This is a genomic window from Leptospira barantonii, from assembly GCF_002811925.1.
Classification (GTDB): Bacteria; Spirochaetota; Leptospiria; order Leptospirales; family Leptospiraceae; genus Leptospira; species Leptospira barantonii.
Map to the genome: position 1 here is coordinate 1 of NZ_NPDS01000002.1, position 20,238 is coordinate 20,238.

Below are 20,238 nucleotides of genomic sequence, written 5' to 3' on the forward strand. Positions count from 1 at the left end.
CCTCCGCTCCAGGAACCTCCACCCCCGCCCGAGGAAGATCCCCAAGACGACGAGGAACCCATTCCTCCTCCGTTTGCGAGGACAAAAAACCAAAGTAAGAATGCGCCCGGTATCAAAAGCCAAAACGTGATGGACCAAAAAATTCCTAAGATCACAAAAAGAACGGCGCCGATTCCACCGGACAATCCGTTACCGAATAAAAATCCGAACAACTTTCCGAGAACCACAAGAATGATGAACGCGGTTACGAGGTTACTCGGAATTACCGGTCCGTCTGTCGAAGAAGAAGATTCCGAATCCGATCCGGCGACTCTTCCGCTTGCGGGTGGAAGTTCTTCTCCGTCGATTCGTTCTATGATTCTTGCGATGCCTTCGGTGATTCCTTGATAATAATCCCCGTTTCTAAAATGAGGAATCATAAAATCCTCTATGATTCGTTTACAGATCACGTCTGGCAGTGCGCCTTCGAGTCCGTATCCGGTTTCGATTCTTGTTTTGTGATCCTGAATTGCGACGACCATAAGAACGCCGTCTCGAATGTCCTTGCGTCCCAACTTCCAGGTTTCGAAAACCTTCACCGCGTATTCTTCTATGGTCCAATCCGAGGTCGAACCTACGATGAGAATCGCGATCTGACTTCCTTTTCTTTTTTCAAGATCGACTAACGTGCTTGTCAGTCTGGACTTTTGCAGATCGGTCAACGTGGATGTTGTGTCCGTGATCTGTGTACGCAGGGGAGGAATCGTGGGGTCTTCCGACCTCCATTCTTCCCTGAAAAAAATCGGGGAAGAATTTACGGTTTTCAGATTCCAACCGGCTACGACCAGAAAGAGAAGAAAAAATCGAAGGATTCCGAATTTACGACGAATCATATTCAAAATTCTTAAAATTTAACTTCCGGGGGTTTGGAGATTTCCTTTTCGTTTTCGACCGTAAAGGACGGTTTTGTGTCGAATCCGAAAAACTTCGCGGTTAGGTTGCTCGGAAATTGTCGAATCGTAATATTATATTTTTGTACAGCTTGGATGTATCTGTTTCTCGAGACGGTGATTCGATTTTCCGTTCCTTCGAGTTGCGCTTGCAGATCTCGGAAGTTCTCGTTGGATTTCAACTGCGGATAATTTTCGGCGACCACGAGCAATCTGGAAAGCGCCGATGTCATCTGCGACTGAGCCTGCGCGTATTTTTTAAAAAGTTCGGGGTTGTTCAGAGTTTTTTCGTCCGCTTGAATCGAACCGACTCCGGCTCTCGCCCTTGTCACTTCGGTTAACACTTTCTCTTCTTGAGTGGCGTAACCTTTTACGGTGTTTACCAGGTTCGGAATCAGATCCGCTCTTCTTTGATATTGGTTGAGTACTTCGGCCCAAGACGCGGTCACGGCCTCGTCTTCTTCCTGGATCGCGTTATAACCGCAGTTGGATGAAACGAGGACCGCGAACGTAAGCGCGATCGTCATAAACGACTTGGTAAGAATTTTCGTTTTCAAGAAATTTCTTTCTCCTGTAGAGGTGTAATTCTTTTACACTTAGACCCGGATCGTAAATCGAATTTTCATTTCTCAAAACGGAAAATCTTCCTCTATATCCGTAAAGTCATTGCCGTCGGTTTCGGCGGCCGAGGAATTTCCTTCGGATTTTTTTTCCGGATTCGGTTCGGAAAGGCTTAGAGAAAGATAATTCTTCCCCGTCGCGGATTTGCGAATCCAACCCGCGAGTCGATAGGTCTTCCCGTCGAGCAGAACCTTTCCCGTGTAATCGGGTTGGGTTTCCTTTTCCTTGGTCGCGTTGCTGAAGAGACTTCCTTTTTTTTCCTTGAGTGCGTATTCCGCCATTGTGGTTTCCTCCTGATGTTTACTCGATTTGTCGAATTGTTAAGCGAAGTCGTTATGCGGCTTCGGGTTTGTTGCGAAGGGCTTCCTTTTCCAAGGCCCTTTTACGGATTTCTTCGATCAACTTGTCCGCGAGAATTTCCGCGATCGCCTCGATTCTATCGTCCATCCATTCTGAATTCATGTTTTGCATATCGTTACCTCTTATCTGAAAACAAGAATACAAGGGACCTCGGACAAAAAAGGGGAGAATGACGCGTTTTAGTAGTTTTTATACGATTTATTTTTTCGAATCCGGAGAATTCTCCGTTTTCTTTGATAAAACCTTTGACCTTTGTCGCCGACGGAAAGAATAAAGGGCGGATTTTCGGTAATTGCTGTTATGTGGATGAAGTCGGAATCATTTGAACTGGAACGTTATCGGGATTTTTTCCTGGGAAGCGCGGAAGGCATCTGGTGTTTCGATCTTTCCACGCCCATAGAAATCGGTCTTCACGAAAAGGAGCAGGTTTCGCTCCTCCTAACGCACGCTAGACTAACGATCTGCAACGATTCTATGGCGAGAATGTACGGATATCGAAGCCCTTCCGAAGTGATGGGGCTTACCCTTTCCCAATTGGTTCCGTCGGATTCGCCCGAAGATCTGGAACCGTACTTCGCGTTCGTTCGAGCCGGATACAATATGAAGGATTTTGAATCTAAAGAATCGGATCGATTCGGAAATCTAAAATACTTTTTGAACAGCGTTGTCGGGGTCGTCAAAGAAGGGAAACTCGTTCAGATCTGGGGTTCTCAAAGGGATATAACTCCTTTGAAAAAATCCGAGGATCAACTCAAATATTCTTTGCTTCTTCAGAGCAATCTCACCGAAATCTCCAAAAGTTTCATCAAGGTTCAACCGAAGGAATTGGATCAGGCGATCCGCGATTCTTTGGAAAAAACGGGAAGAATCTGCAACGCGGACCGCGCGTATATTATAGAATACTCAAATACTCATAAACATCTTTCCAACACATACGAATGGTGCCGGGAAGGAGTTCCCTCCCAAAGACAATTCTTTCAGAACATCACGGTGGAAAACATACCGCTCGCAAAGTTTGAAAACGTACGTAAGTTCGGTTACTTCGCATTAAATTCCGTGGAAGAAATCGAAAACGAGGATTCGTTTTTGAGAGAACTTCTTCTTCCGAGAGGAATTCGTTCCTTGCTCATCATCGGGCTTGTGTATCAGGGAAAGGAGATCGGCTTTTTCGGAATCGACATGGTTCGAGAGGATCGGGTTTGGACCGGGGAAGAAATTTCCATTCTCGGTTTGATCGGAGACTTGATCGTTCTCGCTTTCGATCGAAAGGAAAAGGAAGGAACCTTAAACGCATTTTACGATAGAATGCTCTACGACCTCGAACTCGGAAGGCTGACTCAAAGATCCTTAGTCGATCGTACGTTTCCCGATTCCAAATATTTCAAAATGGAAACCTACTTTCGTCCTTTTGAAAAAGTCGGCGGGGACGTGATCAGTACGATTCAGAACGAGGACGGAAGTATAGACATTCTTTTTGCGGACGTTTCGGGTCACGGAATTTCTTCCGCGATGGTTTCCGGGATGGTGGTCATCTCGTTTAAGAATTCGTCGAGAATCGGTCTTTCTCCCGCGGAAGGTTTGATTCGAATTGTGGAAGATTTAAAACCTCTCGTAGTCGATCATCATATTTCCGCGGTTCGAGTGAAATACATTCCCGAGTCGAAACGTTTGGTTTATTCGTACGCGGGACATCCTCCGATTTTTCTTTTTCGAGACGGAAAAAGAATCGAATTGGACGGAATGAATCTTCCTCTTCTCGCGTTTGAAGGCGCTCAGTATTACGATCAATCGATCGATCTTTTGCACGGGGATCGGATCGTTTTTTTCTCGGACGGAATGTATGAGATCTTCGATTCTCAAGGGGAGATTTTGGACCTCACGGGTTTGATTTCGATTTTGGAAGAATATCTGGATACGGAATCCATCGAAGACTATATAGAATTGATCGTTTCGGATATCTTCGCGTATTCCGGCGGAAACTTCGGAGACGATATCGCTTTGATGATCTTGGATATCTATTAAGGATGTATTTTATAACCTGAAAGGAAACAATTCGTTAAACCAATTATAATTTTCGAATCATAACATCAGCGGGCTGTGTATGGATCGAATCTTTAATTTTTTTTGGATTTTTGCGGGAACTCTTCTTTGTTTTACGTTTTGTTCCCAAGCGGATCGAATCAGTTTAGATTCTTCCTCTGCGGCCGGCATTCTTTTGCAGGGAGGAATGGACGTTTTTCGAAACGGTTCGTACAATCCGAGTGCAAAAGAAATCACTTCCTTTCGGTTTAAAGCAACCGATCATTTTTTTACGACCGATTTTGTCGGAACAATTTCCGGGAATCAGATCACGATTCGGGTTCCGTTCGGATCGGTTCCTCGTTTGAAAGCCACCTTTGAAAATACGGGGATCCGAGTTCAGATCAACGGTGTGACTCAAACTTCCGGACAAACCGTAAACGACTTTTCATCACCACTTACTTACAGAGTTACCGCATCGGACGGAAGCGTCGCCGATTACGGTGTACAGGCGGTTCCGATATTTCGTCTAACAGATGCGGGACAGCCGAATTGTTATGCGACATGTTCCACCGATCCCGGACAGGACGCGGATTATTCGACCGGAGTAATCGGGTCGTTTCAATCGAATTATAAATTTCCCGGATATACAAATAATCCGGTTACGATCGACGGACAAAGCGGATTGATTTGGAAGTATTGCGCGGAAGGAATGAACGATACGAGTTGCGGTTCCTCGATGAGTTTTACTCAATATTCCGCCGGCGGAAGTTGCAATGATTTGAACTCACAAAACGGTGGCGCCGGTTATGCGGGAATCACCCATTGGAGACTTCCCAACTTGGAAGAATTGATGACTCTCAGCACTTTTAAAACTCCGAGTACCGTGCATATCGATCTCGCGGAATTTCCGGGAGGGGCGGGTGAATTTTGGACCTCTTTTTCTTACGTTTTGAATACGGCGGAGGCTTGGAGTTACGACTTTTCCGATGGATTTAACAGCACTTCCGACAAATATTGGGGGAGCGCGTACGCACGTTGTGTTTCCGGAGGTTCCGCGCCGACTTCCTCATACTCCGATTTGGGAAACGGAACGATTCAGGACAATCGAACCGGATTGATTTGGCAGAAGTGTTCGACGGGACAAAACTGGTCCTCCGCGTCTCCGAACTGCGCCACCGGGACCGCGACCACGCATAATTTTTCTTCTTCCTTGGCTACATGCAGAAATTTGAATTTAGCCGGTCGAAGCTGGAGGCTTCCGAACGTACATGAACTCCGAAGTTTATTGGATTTTAATACCACGTCGAATCAGAAAATCGATTCCGTCGCGTTTCCGAATACTCCGAACGCTTCGGAATTTACGACGAGCAATTCGATTCCGGGCGGACAGATTTACAGAGTCAACTTTACGAATGCGGTGATCAATTTGAGCGCTTCCAGTTCCGCCAATTATGTTCGTTGTGTAAGCGAAGGTTTTTGATTTCCATTCTCCCGTTTCTTTGTAAAAAAGATGCGTAGAATTGGCGTTGACCTTGGGAAAAGGCCGTCTGATTTATAAAAAAACAAACAAATTCTTATCAGTTGCTTGTTTTTAAATTATACGGTCGTTTTTAAATGTACCCAATTCTAAGAAGACTGTGGATGTTCTACATCCTGACCACCGTTTCCTGCGCGCAAGCGGGTAAGATTAGTTTCGATTCTTCCTCGAATGCCGGTTTGTTACTTCAGGGCGGGCTTGGGATCATTCGAAATCTGGGAACGGGAACTACGATCACCTCGTTTTCCTTCAAAGCATCCGACAATATTCTTTCCCAAGATTATCCTACAACGATCAACGGAACCAACGTAACCGCTACGATTCCCTATGGGGCGATCGCTCGTTTGCAAGCGAGTTTTGAAGTTTCTTCTGGCGCGACTGTAAAGGTCGGAGGAACTACGCAGATCAGCGGAATCAATAAAAACGATTTTTCAAGTCCGGTTGTTTATTCGGTTCTTTCCGAAACCGGAGAAAAAAAAGATTATACGATCACGATTGCGACGACGGCTCCTTTGACCGACGCGAATCAAAAGTTGTGTTACGACGCTTCCTTAAACGGAATCTCTTGTGGCAACGGAACGAATCCGGGACAAGACGGCGATTTTCAGAACGGACCACAACCGACCTATGTGAAAACCGTATTCTCCGATTATCCGAATCAACCCGTCGTTCACGATAAGATCGCGGGACTCGTTTGGAAACAATGTGTGGAAGGAACCAACGCAGTCGATTGTACGGGAACCGCAACTTCACTTTCGTATGCTTCCGCGATCGCGGCTTGTTCCGCGTTAAACTCGGGGAACGGTTACGCGGGTTATAAGAATTGGCGAATACCGAACATTCAAGAATTGTACACTCTTTCTTCTTATGAGAATCCGACTCCGAGTCCTTATTTGAATGCGACCTTGTTTCCGAATTCCGCTTCTACGTTTTGGTCCGCGACTCTTGTGACCACTCCGAACTCCACTTCGCGTTGGACGTTCAACTTTATGCAAGGAACGAGCAGTAATCTTTCGGAAACCGGCGCGCTTCCGGTTCGTTGTGTCGTAAGCGGCGCGTTTCCTTCAAAGAACTATGCGGATTTGGGAGACGGAACCATTCTCGATCGAAACAACAATCTTCGTTGGGCTATGTGTTCGATCGGGCAAACTGGTTCGGATTGTTCGGGTGGTTCTCCTTCCAATCTTTCCAGACAAGCGGCGCTTTCGGCTTGTAACGGAATTTCGGTTTCCGACGGAAAACCTTGGAGACTTCCGAACGTTCATGAAATGAGAAGTCTCGTCGACTACGGTTTAACCGTTGGAAACGGAATCATCGATACAACGTATTTTAAGAATTCTCCGCCTAACTCGACTTATATGACGAGCAACGTAAACGCGGACGCTTCGAATAAGAATCTATTCATTCTCGACTTCGCATACGGTCCGATTTCTTTGTCCTCGTTTTTGGCGACTACGAACCCGACTCGTTGTGTAAAAGACGGACCTTGAGTTCTTTAATAATTTAGAATATTCTATTCTTATTAAGTAAGAATCCGTCAATTCATCGTAATTTCGGCGTTGTTCGGGTCCTCGTCTTCTTCCGTTTCCTTTTTTGCAAGGGAAGAATCTTCGTAAGAACCATTCTTATCCTTTGTTTTAGAATCCGCAGAAACGATCGAACCGGTCGAGTGAATCGAATCGGTTTGAGTTTTTGTTTCCGATTTTTTCTTTCCGATCGAAAGAACACCCGCCAACACGAAAATCGTTCCCGCGATCCCCGACGACGTGATCGCTTCACCCAAAAAGATCCAAGCGAGTAGGATCGTGGAAATCGGTCCTACCGAACCGATGATCGCGGCTCTTCCCGATCCGATCATTCGAATGCCTTCCGTTGTGAAGTAAGCCGGAATCACCGTCGTCAAAATTCCCAAGGCCAATCCGTATAAATAAACCGGACTCGGTTGGATCAAAGAAGAAGGATTTTTTGTGATGAAAAAATGAATCACCACGATCAAACCCGATAAGAGCATGAGATACGAAGTGAATCGAACCGAGCCGAGTTTGGGTATGAGGGATTCGCTTCCCACAAGATACAACGCATACGCGATCGCCGAAGCGAATACGAACAAAACTCCCTTGGTCGCGTTCGGTCCTTCCGTTTGAATGTCTCCGATAAACGCGATCGAAATTCCGGAATACGTAAGAAGAATTGCAAACACTTCCACACGTTTGATCTTTCTTTTATAAAGAATGGAACTGATCACGAGAACGATCGTGGGATATACGAAAAGTGTAAGTCGTTCCAGACCCGCGGAGATATATTCCAAACCCATAAAGTCGAAAAGACTCGCGAGATAATAACCTAAGAACGCGAGAATAAAAACCAAGGCCCAATCTTTTTTGGTCAATGTCGCGTTTGTTTTTGTGTTTCTGGATCTGTATGCGATCCAAGCGAAGAATGGAATCGCGAACAACATTCGAAGCGCCAACGCAGTTATCGAATCCACTTCGTATCGATAGACTAATTTGACAAAGACCGCCTTTGCGGAAAAGAAAACCGCGCCGGCTAAAACTAAGGATGCGCCTAAAAAGGGCTTCCACTTGGATTCGGAAACTTCCATAAATCCATGCTTATTCCCAAGGACTTTTGATAAAGATATTTCCTTCTTCGTCCACGGAAGGGAAGAACAACGCGCCCGTTTCTCGATTCTTTCGTTTCAGTTCTTTGACCTTTCGGATTTGAACGTAACAATCGCTTAAAAAGAAAGAATGTCCGCATCCGAGAAGATGATACCCTTCGTGAATCAGAGTTCCCTTCGAACCTCCGGCCAACCAATGCGAGATCGTTCTGGTTTGCCCGAGAATATAACCTCTCGTTCCCGTTTTGTTTTCCACCGCGCCTAAAACTTGAAAACTGGGAATTCCGAAAAACGCCATAAAAATTCCAACGAGTTCGAATGCGGTGTCGCTGATTTTTCCGCCCGCGACCGCGAGAAGTCGATCGCATTGTTTGGGAAGGGAAGCCGAGAACACCTGATCCATGATCGGCATTCCGGTCCAACCGGGACGTTCCCAGTCCTTGATGTCGCTTAACAAAACCGTGATTTTATAATATTCTAATTCTTCGTTCCAGGCGCCGACGAGTTCGACGAGTTCCTCGTCGGAAACCTTTACGTCCTTCCAGACGCAGAGCCTCAACGTTTCCTCTTTGCCGAAGTCGATTTCCTGTCGGATTCCATCTCGGTGAAATCCGACCGTCGTACACGAAACCGCAAACAAACAAAACGAAACGGCGAGGATCCTATAAAGAAAACGTTTCAATTCTTATTTAGAATCGGGGATCCTGTGCATCCAAAGCGAAAAGATCGCACCCGTTGCGAACATGATCAAACTGTAAATCGCCGACGGGATCGCCATCGCGGGGTTGTTGAGAATCGTACTCGCGATCGTAATTCCCAAGGTTCCGTTTTGGATTCCTACTTCGATCGTGATTGAGGTTCTTTGAGATTGTGTAACCTTCATCAAGGTCGCGCCTAAAAATCCCAAGGCCATCGTGATCAGGTTTAAAGCCAAAGACGCCGGACCGACCTTGATAAAATAAGGAATGATATTCTGTCTTTCGCGAACGATTGCGCCTGCGATGATCAAAACCAAAAAAACTCCGGAAAGAATTTTTACGGTCTTTTCAAACTTTCGAGAAAGTTCCGGCTTTTTTGCGTTGAGAAGCATTCCGAGTGAAACGGGCAATACCGTGATCAGAAAAATCTGAAGAATGGTTTGCGGAATGTTGAGTTCGATAATCTGTCCCGCTCCGAGAAAATGATGCATCGAAACGTTTAAAAGAAACGGAATGGAGATCACGGTAACACAGCTCGTGATTGCGGTTAACGTGATCGAAAGAGCGACGTCACCTTTGGCGAGATGAGTGATCAGATTGGAAGTCGCGCCGCCGGGACAAATCGCCAATAACATCAGACCGACCGCCAATTCTCCGGGAAGACCGGACACGCTTGCGATCAACCAGCCGGTTACTGGTAAAAGTAAAAGTTGCAACGTTAAACCCGTGATCACCGCCTTGGGAAGAACGAAGATCCGTTTGAAGTCGTCGATCGTAAGAGCCATTCCCATTCCGAGCATGATGATAGCTAACGCGATCGGAAGAAATACAGTCGTAAGCAAATTGGATTCCATAGTTAAGACCTTTTTTTGTTTCGAACTCTGTACCGAAGTTCGGGTCTTTAGTCCACAGAATTTTCGAATTTGGAGAATTTTATGTTTCCGATTTCTTTTTTATCGAACGCTTGACAAAGAAAAAAATGGAAATATATTTCTCGATTACGATGAAAAACTTAAAAATCATTTACGCCTCGCTTTTAATCGGCTTAGTTCTGTTCGGCGGTTTTTTTGTGATTCTTGCAAACCCGAACGGAGGTTTGCCGAAAGAAAGCAGTGGAATCGTTTTAGCGGTTTCGATTTTTCTTTTGCCGGTGGCCTGGTATATTCCGTTGTTGATCGCAAAAAAGAAACTGATTCAAGGAGATCTCAACGTTAAGGAAAAGTTCGTTTCTTATTCTCAGTCGAAAATTCTTTCCGTTATTTTTTTGGACGCGGCTTATACGATCAACGGGGTTCTTTACTTCGTGACTTCTGATCGGATTCACTGGATCGGCATGGGTGTGTTTTTTGTCGCGATGCTTCTTCTGTTTCCGAGAGGAAAAGAGTTTTCCAATCTTTATAAATCACCCGAAATCCCCGTTTGATCCAGTCGAAATCCGAGCCCAAAAAAGAGGTGATGGATTTTCGAATTCGAAAAATTCTCGTGTTACATGGAAGAAAATTCTAAGGTAAACGAAAGACAATCGTTCAAAAGAAAATTTTTAATCTGGCTGATTCCTTTTCTCGTGGTCAATCTTCAAAGATTGATCGGTCTTACTTCCCGAAGAGTCAATATCGGCGACGAAAATCTTGTTAAACTTCGTAAGGAAAAAAAACCTTACATCCTTTCCATCTGGCATACGAACGTTCTTTATTCTCCTTATCTCAATAGGAATGCGGGGGCCGCGGTTTTGATCTCCGAGTCCAAGGACGGAGACTTTATCAACGAGGTTGTACATCGTTTCGGCAATTATAGCATACGGGGAAGTTCTTCGAAGGGCGGTTCCAAGGCTCTCAAAGCTTTGTTCAAACATCTGAAAAATAATCTTCCCGCGGCGATAACGCCCGACGGTCCGAGAGGGCCCGCGCTTGTGCTTCAAGCGGGTTTGATCGCGTGCGCTCAAGTTTCCCAGATTCCGATCATTCCGATGCATTATGAATGTACCCGTCAGTGGATCGCGGAACGCGCTTGGGACAAACATAGAATTCCGAAACCTTTCACCACATTTGTGGTTTCCTACGGAGATCCGATTTACGTTCCGAAAAAACTCGACGAAGAAAGTTTTGAGGAAGCGAGGCTTTCCGTGGAGAAGGCGATGTTGGAAAATCGGCAAAGAGCCATAGACAAAGCCGAAGAGTTAAGAAAAAAATAATATTCAAAAAAAGGAATCTGCGGATTCCCTTTTTTTTGAGAAGTCGAGCGGGGGCTTCGATTCTTTTTGACGCATGGATCTCTCGTCGGTTCGATACGTGGTTTGCGAATTTGCGGAAGGATACTTAAACCAACTTCCGCATAATTACGGATTCTGAATATAAAATCGGTATTGATTTTTTATAATATTAGAAATCGATATTTTTTCATTTCCATCGATCCGATTCGAGGTCGTAAGTCTTTAATTCCACAAAAAGGGTAGTTCATTTCTCTTTGGAACGATCCATCTTAAGTCCTTCAATTTTTTTCTCAGAGGCTGTTGGCAATATTGTGATGTTTGGATCATAAACGCAGTATGCGACTTTTGATTTCCATAAATTCACACGAATCAACAAACAAATTTCAACGAGGTTTGAATATGAGAATAATAAGAATATGGGCCGTTTTGCTCGGAGGATTACTTGCGTTTCAGGCGTGCGATGATTCATCCAAGAAGAAAGGAGAAGAGATACTTCTTTCTTTGATTCAAAATTCTTCCCAACAAGCAAACTTGTTTCCGCCGGGACCGACCGTGAGACGTTCAACGGACGCACAACCGCCTTCGCCCGGTCCAAGCGCCGATTTTATCCGTTCGGAACGAAAGCAGGATTTTCTCGCAAAGATCGATAGACCTGTGGCCTTTTCCGTCAATGGAAAAGGATATCTTGCCTTTAGAGATACTCCGACAACCGCTTGGATCGACTTGTGGGAGTATTCGCCTAACACGGACAGTTGGACCCAAAAGCAAACACTTGTAACCGGTCAGAGTAACGTTGGTCTTGTGGCGTTCGGAGTCGCAGGAAAGGGTTATCTCAGCGTGCCTGTGAATAGTACGTTTAACTTTGTGAACAAATACGATCCGACGACGAATGTATGGACACAGATCGCAAATATGCCCGGAGGACCGCGGAGCAATGGGGCCGCATTCGTAATCGGAACCAAGGCCTATGTCGGTACGGGACGTTCTCTGCAAGGTACGGTGCTTAAGAGTTTTTACGAACTGGATACCGTAACGGAAACTTGGAGATCGGTAGCGGACCTTCCTGCCGCTCGGATGGATTCGGTAGCCTTTGTTTTAAACGGAGCAGGCTATGTTGGAGGAGGACAAGATGCTCTGCATCAACTTTCCGATTTTTGGCAATATCAACCTCAGACCAACGGACCGGGTACTTGGATACAAATCGCGTCTTTTCCGGGTATCACCGGTTCCGGCACCGGAACTTCCGTCGACGGTAAGGGATTGATCATCGGATATGTATACGCGCCCAATCCAAATTTTGAAAGACAGGTCTGGTCGTACGATCCGAGCGTCGGTTGGAAACAAGAGACGAATTTGTATTTTTCATCCCAACCGGAATCGTTGGGAACAACAGCGTCTTTTACCACAGGATCGTTTGCTTATTCCGTGATCGGACAGAAAGTTTATCAATTCCAACGTGTGATCATTGGACCCGACGAACCTTCAGATATGTAAACTCTTGTACGTCGCAGAGGAAACTCTGTGACGTCTAACGGATTCTATTTTTATCCAGGAGATTTTTGTGTTCAAAATTATGACGATTCTAATTTCAATTTCTCTTTCATTTGCGGTTTGTAATCCGAAGAAGGGGAATGTTGCCGATTCCGCTGATATCCAAAACGCCAAAGACCAAGAAATAAAGATCGAAACCTATTCCGTGGAAACGGGTGGATACGGTTATGACGTTTACGTAAACGGCGCTTTGAAAATTCATCAACCTCACATTCCGGGTAGAAACGGTTTGAGCGGTTTTACCCGGCAAATACAGGCTCATCAGGCGGCTCAACTGACGGCCGATAAATTGAGTCAGGGAATCATGCCCCCGACCATAACCGAAAAGGAACTCGATGGTATTTTAGGAAAACGTTAAGTTGATTTTCTGAATGAAAGAAAACAATCTTAAAATGGAAGCGGATTTTTATCCTTATCCGTTGTCTTTTCGCTCGGACGTTTTTCGTCCGCGGTTTTTCCGGAATCGTTTTCTTTTGAGTGTTCTTTGAGAATCCGTTTTACTTCCAAAAAAGTAGGAAGATGATTCTGAACCGAATGTTCGGACGGAATGAGCATTTCCGATTCCGGATTTTCCAAGTGAGAACTTTCGTAAGAAACCACCGAGTCGCTGATCCAATCCAAATCAGCGAGTTTCGAATTTCCGATGATGGAATGAAACTTCACTTTCGGTTTAAATTCTCCGGTGACTTTCATAAAAAGACTTTTAGGCGCGAGACCGTCGAATCCGTATACACCCGCGACTAATTCTCCCTTTTTGTGGGTCGCGTTTAAAAACGCCAAACCGTATTCAACTTTTTGAATGACTTCCTTGGGCAATCGGAACATGAATCTCGCGATCGTTCCCAGGATTCCGTTCGCCAAGTTAGAACCTCTATGCGGGGTCGCGATAAAAACGGCTCTTTTGACGAATGGAACCGGCTTGAATTCGAGAACTCTGCGGATTTCCTTTTTCGATTCGTCGTTCATGGAATCGAATACCGATCGGGGAATTTCGGCGGCGTTCATCCATTGTTCGATGGTGCTGTCGGTGACGGCTAACTTTGTGATGAGCCCGCCCATGCTGTGCCCGATCAATACGGAACGATCGAAATTCTTATTTTCATTTTTTGGATCGTATGTTTTTCTCAAATCGTATAACGTATCTCTAAAGTCCGCGGCGGAAAAAACCATGGGCATCGCGGTCGGATACCAATAGACCCAAAACTGATATTTCGCCTTAATTTCCGGATCGGAAAGAAGTTCGTTGATCATCGGAAACCAAACGAACGGAGAAGACGCAAGGCCGTGCAGGAACACGACTGGAATTTTGTCCTTGTGATACGGATAAACGAGATAAAGACCTTTGCGGGACATACTCGTTTCTCCGTCGAAGATCGCTTTTAAACTGTCCCTCTGTTGTGCGATCGTAAGCATATACGCGAGCGGAGTGGTCGTATCGCTTTCCATCGGGAGGCTGATTCCGTCTAACGTTATGCGATCTCGAAAGACCGGATCGTAGACGTGTATCTTTGCGCGGAGATTCATCATATCTCTCGTGCCTAAATACGATTCTTCCAAACTTACGAAGGCGGTTGCGGGATAAGCCTGACCGACGCCGTTGATAAATTCGTATTTGATTCTTCCCTCGGATTCGTTTTCGGGAAACTTACGATTGAGAATCAAAGGAGTTCCGATTCCGTATTTGCTGATATGATTGGAGAATCCTTTGACCTTGTAGTCGTATGCGACTTCCACTTGAAGAAAATTTTGAGGACGCCAGCTCGTTTCAGTTTCTGAACCGATCATTTCCAAGGAGCCTCGGATCAAAGGAAGATTGAGATCCGTTACGTTCGCAAGTTTGCGGTTCTTCTTCGCAAAACGAACCAACTGCGCGAGAGAACGGTTGTATGTTTGTAGAGCGAATCTGAATTCCGCCGAAAAAGGATCGGCCGCGGGAGTCGCTTTTTTATCGAAAAGATACGTATAAGAATATACTAATGCGGATGCGTACATCTTCGCAAACTGGACGTCTTCCATGTCCAATGAATTTCCCGTAAGATAACAAAGTTCGGAAAGATAATAGGCGAGTTCCCGCGACTTATAGGCGACCAGGCGATTGTCCAAGTCGTAGATGACGACTAACGGAGATTTTTCGAACTTTTCGTCGAGATCGTTGCTTTTCAGATAACGGGTCGTGAGCAGACTGAGACGGTTCGAAGAAAGGCTACTGATGTTCACCGATTTTTCCTGTTCAAACTGAGAATAGTTGGAAGTGGAATACGTCGCACATCGTAAAAATAAAATCGAAAACAGAAGGACCGTAATAGAGAATTTCATCGTATCAAAACCTATTGAAATCAAGATTCGAATCCGTCGAACTGACAAGCTAAAAAGAAAAACGGATCGTTTTTGACATAGACAAAGTTTATCACATAAACGATTCTTGCTCCGTGAAATTTCATCGTTGTGGATTCTGGATCGGAATCCTTTTGTGCGCATTCTGTGCCGGTAAAAAAGAATCGGCTTTTGGTCCGGGGCTTTGGATAAAAGAACCCGGAAGTCATTCGGTCGTTTCCGGAAAACAAATTCCTCTTGTGTTCGTTCCCGGTTATAAGGGTTCGGAGTTGTATCAAAAAAACGAATCCGGTTCTTTGGATCGGATCTGGCTCACACCTTGGCAGGCGTTGAATCTAACGGTCCCCGATCTTACTTTGAAAAAAAGCGATAACGTTCAAGTCGGAAACGTTCTCACTCGGGTCACTTTGATTCCTTCCTTGATCGAAGTGAAGGTGTATCAACCTTGGTTGGAAAGAATGAGCTCGAACGGTTTGGCAAAACTATACGTTTTTCCTTACGATTGGAGAAAGGACAACGGGGAGAATTCTGCGAAACTCGAAGCCTTTTTGGAACTCGTTCAAAGGGAGAATGGCGTCTTACCCGTGTTAGTCGGTCATAGCAACGGAGGAAATCTTTCCTTATCCGTTCTCAATCGAAGACCGGATCTTGTTTCTAAGGTCGTGTTTGCCGGTGTTCCGTTTCGAGGAGGAATCGGTTTTATGGAGGATTTGATTTCGGGTGTTTCCACGGGTTTGAATCCCGAGATCGCGAGCGCCTGTGTCGTATCCAGCTTTCATTCCGTTTATACTTTTTTTCCAAGAGAAGGAAGTTTCGATACGAAGGAAGTTTTAAAGGACGCGGAAGGAAAAATTCTTCCATTCCGTTTTTTCAATGCGGGTGATTGGGAAAAATATGAACTGGGCCCTTATTCTCACGAGGCTCATTGTGAGCCGCCTCCATCGATCAAAGAATTTCAATCCAGATTGGATCTTGCGCTCGCTTTTCGAGATTCTTTGGAAACGAAAAAAGGAAACAAATATCCGCCCGCACTTGTCATTCACGCGAAGAACAGACCAACGATGAGAACTTTAGTTCCGGAAAAAAATCCGGATCATTGGTTTTGGGATTTTAAAAATTCGATTCGTGCTCCGGGAGACGGAAGGGTTACGTTTACGAGTTCGATTCCGCCCGAGGATGTCGCTTATCAAAGTTTCGAAACACAGGCGGAACATTCGGATCTTCTAAACGACGTTCTGGTTTGGGAAAGAATCGAGTCTTTTCTAAAAGAATGAATTTATTCTTCTTTCTCTCAAGAGAAACCTTCGTTTGTGTCTTTAGACTTGATCGATTCTTTCTCGAATGTGTTCATAGTAATTCGTATTAGGAAAAAAGAAAATGAAAACGCCCGCACACAAGTTAGTCGAAGAACCCGAATTTAAAAAACTCGTTTCCACAAGATGGATCGTAAGTTTTACGCTTCTCGCACTTTTGTTTTTATCGTATTACGGATACATTCTCACGGTTGCATTCTATCCGGAGCTGTTGATTCGAAAAGTCGGTAGTTTTTCCAACGTGGGAATTTTAGCGAGCGCGTTAGTCATCTTGTTCTCGTGGTTCTTAACCTTGATCTACGTAATTTGGGCCAATCGATCGTATGATAAAAACGTAAACTCCTTAAAGAAAAGGTTGGAGGATTAAGATGGAAACTCATTTAGGACAACCGAATCTTTTATCCATATCGTTCTTTTTTATCTTTGTCGCATTGACGCTCGCGATCACTTATTGGGCCGCGCGCAAAACGAAAACATCCAGCGAGTTCTATGCCGCGGGAAGAAGTATCACCGGTTTTCAAAACGGCCTCGCTCTTTCGGGGGATTTTATGTCCGCGGCTTCCTTTCTCGGAATTTCGGGAATGGTCGCTTTGAAAGGTTATGACGGAATGTTATACGCGGTTGGATGGCTCGTGGGTTGGCCCGCGCTTATGTTTTTGATCGCGGAACCTCTTCGTAACTTGGGAAAGTTCACGTTTGCGGACGTGGTCGCGTTTCGACTCAAACAAGGACCGATCCGAATCGCCGCGGCGGTGGGAGGAATTTTAGTCACTCTCACATACTCGATCGCACAAATCGTCGGTTCCGGAAAACTCATCAATCTGATGTTCGGTCTTCCTTACGAGGGAGCCGTGGTTTTGGTGGGAATCGTTATGCTTCTTTACGTTTTGTTCGGAGGTATGATCGCGACCACTTGGGTTCAGATCATCAAGGCCTGTCTTCTTTTGTTCGGAGTGACTCTGCTTACCGTATTGGCTCTTTCTAAATTCGGTTTCAGTCTTGAGAATTTATACGGTGCGGTGGAACAAAAATTCGGTAAGACATCTTTGGAGCCGGGAGGTTTGGTCGCGAATCCGTTGGACGCGGTTTCCCTCGGTCTTGCGTTGATGCTCGGTTTATTAGGACTTCCTCATATTCTAATGCGTTTTTATACCGTTCCCGACGCAAAAGAAGCCCGCAAGTCGGTCGCTTATGCGACTTCCTTCATCGGATATTTTTATCTGATCATTCCCATCGTCGGTTTTGCCGCGGCCGTTTTGATCGGAAGAGAACCGATCGCAAGCATCGACAAAGGCGGTAACATGGCGGCCGCTCTTCTCGCGGAGCTCTTAGGCGGAACCTTGCTTATGGGTTTTATCGCCGCGGTTGCGTTCGCCACCATTCTTGCGGTCGTAGCCGGTTTGACGTTAGCCGCCGCTTCCACGATCTCTCACGATATTTACGTGAGCGTCGTCAAAAGAGGAGAAGCGACCGAAGAGGAACAAGTAAAAGTGGCAAGAAGGGCAACGATCGCGTTCGGTGTGTTCAGTATTCTTTTCGGAATTTTATTCAAGGATCAGAACGTCGCCTTTTTAGTCGGACTCGCTTTTGCGGTGGCCGCGAGCGGTAATTTTCCCGCATTGTTCTTATCCATCGTTTGGAAAAACTTCAGCACCATCGGCGGGGTCGTATCGATTCTTACCGGTTCGATCTCTGCGATTCTTTTGATCGTTCTCAGTCCTACGATTTGGGTCGACTTGTTCGGTTTTGAAAAAGCGATTTTTCCTTTGAAGAACCCGGCCGTTGTTTCCATGACTCTTTCTTTTGCGGTCGCGTATATTTTTTCAAAACTATTTCCGGAAACGCGCGCGCAAGAGTTGTATGAAAAGGAAAAAATAAGGACCTATCTAGGCGTGGGCGCGGAATGAATTTTATTTTGAGAATATTCCGAAAACAAAATTTATAGTTTCTTAATGTATTGGGGCGCCTCCTCGCTTCGCTCGGACCGGGCTATCCGCTTCATCTGCGACGCACCACGAGCGGTGCATCGCAGGATTCCACTTCTATCCCTGGCGCGGGATTATTCGCATAAGATTTGGATTTTGCCGTCTGTCATGTTTTGACTGTAATATGTATACGCGTCTTGGATTTGATCCAAAGGAAATTGACGTTGAATCTTAGGTTTAAAGATTCCGTTTACGTTTTGAATCACTTCTCTGGACAATCTGAATCTGGAAAAAAGCGAAAGAGAATTCACGTAATACTCCGTTTCAAAAAACTGAATCTTCCAGCCGTTGAATAATTTTTGAGGCTGAAACAACATCGGTCCGGTATTGAAATAACCGTACATACATAATGTGGAACCTTGAGGCATGGAACGGATCAGGGTCAAGGGCATATCTCCTCCGATACAATCGAAACCGTATGTGCAGTTGACTTCTTTACAAAGGGCCGTAAGTTGTTTTTCGAAATCGGGATCGGATTGGTTCAATACGTGAGAGGCGCCTTCTTCCTCGCAGATTTTTCTTTGTTCTTCTCTTCGTATGATCGCGATGCTCTTTAGTCCGTATCTTTGAGAGGCTCGGATGGTCATTCTTGCAACGGCCCCGGCGGCGGCTGTGATAAAAAAATATTTGGAACCGGAAGCCTCGGCCCATTTTGCCATTCCCATGCCCGTGATCGGATTTGCGACCGAAGACGCGGCTTCTTGAAATTCGACATCTTTCGGAAGTACGATCAGCTTTAAGGAATCGGCTAACACGTATTCGGCGAAAAGTCCGTTCTTTGTATAGAATGCGACTCTTTTGCCCATTCTCATCCTGCCGACGATTCCACCTCCGTTTGCAACGACCGTACCGGCTCCTTCAAATCCGACTCCTCTCGGATACGGATAATTTAAGGTGGAGCTATACACTCCTTTGATGTGATATAGATCGTTCGGATTCATAGAACCGCGATTGACTTTGATCAGAACCTGTCCCGGTTGCGGTTTGGGAAGATCGAGTTCTTTCAATTCTAAGATTTTTGAAATTTCCTTCGGATCGGAAATCGAGTTTTCGGACAAAGGTCCGAGTTGCCGGATCGCTTTCATTTTTTGGGGAAGAATGTATTTCATGTTTTATCCAAGGGAACGATTCGATCCGATTCTCATAAAACGAAAGGAATCGAATCTATACAAAGATTAACATGGATCCTTTCTTCTTGGCTTGAACGGTTCCGGTATGACGCGAAAAAATTTTAATCGAGTAGATTCATTGGAGGACCGAGTTCCATTCTTAAAAATTTTTTCTGACATTCTTTCTTTGAAATCGGTTCTCTTACTTTGATTTGCAGTTACAGTCAATTGAACATGTCGAATGCGATTTCCGTTTCACCATCCAAATTGCGAAGAGGCCGATTGCTATCAGGAGGCTAACAATTCCAATGGATTCCGCAATGGAAAGTATCCATGAAACAATTGAAATTCCTAAAAAGGCAAAGATAAGAGGGGATAGGCAACACAAACCGCACAATCCGATTCCTATGAATCCCAGTTTTTTCCCCCAGTTGAAAAGTTTGTTATTTGATTCCATTCGATCTAAATTTTCCTTTTTCTAAAATTTGATCTCAGTCTAAACCGTTGACTATACTCCATTGTCAATAGGGGCGATGAAAAAAGGAGAAAAAATGTTAATCGGAGTTTTATCGGAACAGTCCGGGGTTTCCAGAGATACGATTCGATTTTACGAGAAAAAGGGACTTATAACGGGAAATATCATTACGCGCAGAGATAATAATTATAAAGAATATTCGGAAGATGTTCTTGAGCAGTTGCTTTTAATAAAACTTCTTCGTAAACTTTCGTTTACTCTTGAGGAAATCAAAACGTTATCCGTAAATAAAATCGATAATCGGCTTGAATGTAATTCTTTAGTTCGCTCGGTGAAGCAGAAATTGAACGTCATCGAGACGGAGATGGAACGTCTCAAGAAAATCAAAACGAAATTAAATTCCGTTAAAAATGATTGCAATGACGATTGTACCTTTGATAAAAAAGTACCGTCTTGTCTAACTTGTTAAGGAGTC

General features: G+C 44.9%; 19 protein-coding genes and 1 pseudogene. 11 read left to right on the top strand and 9 right to left on the bottom strand.

From position 1 onward, the window contains the following. The 4 genes from CH367_RS04690 to CH367_RS21050 form a co-directional block, all read right to left on the bottom strand. Nucleotides 1-872: TPM domain-containing protein (locus CH367_RS04690; RefSeq protein WP_100761364.1), on the bottom strand; the 872-nt coding region annotated here is incomplete at its 3' end. An 11-nt stretch (nt 873-883) separates the two neighbouring features. Then, the gene (locus CH367_RS04695; RefSeq protein WP_100761365.1) at nt 884-1,486 is read right to left on the bottom strand and encodes a LemA family protein; all 603 of its coding nucleotides are present in this window, start codon (nt 1,484-1,486) and stop codon (nt 884-886) included. 72 nt (nt 1,487-1,558) lie between these two features. Further along, on the bottom strand, nt 1,559-1,831 hold the full coding sequence (locus CH367_RS04700) for a DUF736 family protein (protein ID WP_100761366.1): 273 nt from the start codon (nt 1,829-1,831) through the stop codon (nt 1,559-1,561). A gap of 52 nt (nt 1,832-1,883) precedes the next feature. Continuing rightward, entirely contained in the window at nt 1,884-2,012 is a 129-nt protein-coding gene (locus tag CH367_RS21050) for a hypothetical protein (protein ID WP_279627429.1), read from the bottom strand. 204 nt (nt 2,013-2,216) lie between these two features. On the opposite strand from CH367_RS21050, the gene CH367_RS04705 reads away from it, so the two are divergent. The 3 genes from CH367_RS04705 to CH367_RS04715 all read left to right on the top strand — a co-directional run bounded on the left by CH367_RS04705 (nt 2,217) and on the right by CH367_RS04715 (nt 6,959). After that, nucleotides 2,217-3,932 (top strand): SpoIIE family protein phosphatase, encoded by a 1,716-nt coding sequence (locus CH367_RS04705; RefSeq protein WP_244284479.1) that lies wholly within the window; start codon nt 2,217-2,219, stop codon nt 3,930-3,932. A 79-nt stretch (nt 3,933-4,011) separates the two neighbouring features. Beyond that, the gene (locus CH367_RS04710; RefSeq protein ID WP_100761368.1) at nt 4,012-5,412 is read left to right on the top strand and encodes an Lcl C-terminal domain-containing protein; all 1,401 of its coding nucleotides are present in this window, start codon (nt 4,012-4,014) and stop codon (nt 5,410-5,412) included. A gap of 161 nt (nt 5,413-5,573) precedes the next feature. Further along, the gene (locus CH367_RS04715; protein ID WP_165783219.1) at nt 5,574-6,959 is read left to right on the top strand and encodes an Lcl C-terminal domain-containing protein; all 1,386 of its coding nucleotides are present in this window, start codon (nt 5,574-5,576) and stop codon (nt 6,957-6,959) included. 200 nt (nt 6,960-7,159) lie between these two features. Here the strand turns inward: CH367_RS04715 and CH367_RS04720 are convergent. The 3 genes and pseudogenes from CH367_RS04720 to CH367_RS04730 all read right to left on the bottom strand — a co-directional run. Continuing rightward, nucleotides 7,160-8,071: pseudogene (locus CH367_RS04720) on the bottom strand (DMT family transporter); the annotation flags it as partial. A 10-nt stretch (nt 8,072-8,081) separates the two neighbouring features. Next, nucleotides 8,082-8,771 carry a hypothetical protein gene (locus CH367_RS04725; protein ID WP_100761371.1) on the bottom strand — a complete coding sequence of 230 codons (690 nt, stop codon included), beginning with the start codon at nt 8,769-8,771 and terminating at the stop codon, nt 8,082-8,084. Between the two features lie 3 nt (nt 8,772-8,774). After that, a complete protein-coding gene (locus CH367_RS04730; RefSeq protein WP_100761372.1) occupies nt 8,775-9,641 on the bottom strand; it encodes a bile acid:sodium symporter family protein in 867 nt (288 codons plus the stop codon). Nucleotides 9,642-9,790: 149 nt separating this feature from the next. Here CH367_RS04730 and CH367_RS04735 point away from each other — a divergent pair, with 149 nt between their 5' ends. From CH367_RS04735 to CH367_RS04750, 4 genes are all read left to right on the top strand, one after another. After that, nucleotides 9,791-10,210: a hypothetical protein gene (locus tag CH367_RS04735; protein ID WP_100762040.1), complete on the top strand. Its 420-nt coding sequence runs from the start codon at nt 9,791-9,793 to the stop codon at nt 10,208-10,210. 66 nt (nt 10,211-10,276) lie between these two features. Next, entirely contained in the window at nt 10,277-10,978 is a 702-nt protein-coding gene (locus CH367_RS04740) for a lysophospholipid acyltransferase family protein (RefSeq protein WP_100761373.1), read from the top strand. 417 nt (nt 10,979-11,395) lie between these two features. After that, the gene (locus CH367_RS04745) at nt 11,396-12,490 is read left to right on the top strand and encodes a Kelch repeat-containing protein (protein WP_165783220.1); all 1,095 of its coding nucleotides are present in this window, start codon (nt 11,396-11,398) and stop codon (nt 12,488-12,490) included. Between the two features lie 67 nt (nt 12,491-12,557). Further along, on the top strand, nt 12,558-12,905 hold the full coding sequence (locus CH367_RS04750) for a DUF4907 domain-containing protein (RefSeq protein ID WP_244284480.1): 348 nt from the start codon (nt 12,558-12,560) through the stop codon (nt 12,903-12,905). A 29-nt stretch (nt 12,906-12,934) separates the two neighbouring features. On the opposite strand, the gene CH367_RS04755 is transcribed toward CH367_RS04750, so the two are convergent. Further along, entirely contained in the window at nt 12,935-14,863 is a 1,929-nt protein-coding gene (locus CH367_RS04755; RefSeq protein WP_244284481.1) for an esterase/lipase family protein, read from the bottom strand. A 152-nt stretch (nt 14,864-15,015) separates the two neighbouring features. On the opposite strand from CH367_RS04755, the gene CH367_RS04760 reads away from it, so the two are divergent. The 3 genes from CH367_RS04760 (at nt 15,016) to CH367_RS04770 (ending at nt 18,101) form a co-directional block, all read left to right on the top strand. Then, nucleotides 15,016-16,155 (top strand): lipase/acyltransferase domain-containing protein, encoded by a 1,140-nt coding sequence (locus tag CH367_RS04760; RefSeq protein WP_244284482.1) that lies wholly within the window; start codon nt 15,016-15,018, stop codon nt 16,153-16,155. 103 nt (nt 16,156-16,258) lie between these two features. After that, nucleotides 16,259-16,561, top strand: coding sequence for a DUF485 domain-containing protein (locus CH367_RS04765; protein ID WP_100761377.1), 303 nt, complete (start codon nt 16,259-16,261; stop codon nt 16,559-16,561). Nucleotide 16,562: 1 nt separating this feature from the next. After that, nucleotides 16,563-18,101 (top strand): sodium:solute symporter family transporter, encoded by a 1,539-nt coding sequence (locus tag CH367_RS04770; RefSeq protein WP_100761378.1) that lies wholly within the window; start codon nt 16,563-16,565, stop codon nt 18,099-18,101. Between the two features lie 152 nt (nt 18,102-18,253). Here CH367_RS04770 and CH367_RS04775 read toward each other — a convergent pair whose 3' ends face one another. Next, entirely contained in the window at nt 18,254-19,288 is a 1,035-nt protein-coding gene (locus tag CH367_RS04775) for an alcohol dehydrogenase catalytic domain-containing protein (RefSeq protein ID WP_100761379.1), read from the bottom strand. Nucleotides 19,289-19,839: 551 nt separating this feature from the next. Between CH367_RS04775 and CH367_RS04785 the strand changes: the two genes are divergently transcribed. Continuing rightward, a complete protein-coding gene (locus CH367_RS04785) occupies nt 19,840-20,232 on the top strand; it encodes a MerR family transcriptional regulator (RefSeq protein ID WP_100762041.1) in 393 nt (130 codons plus the stop codon). The last annotated feature ends 6 nt before the right edge of the window (nt 20,233-20,238 follow it).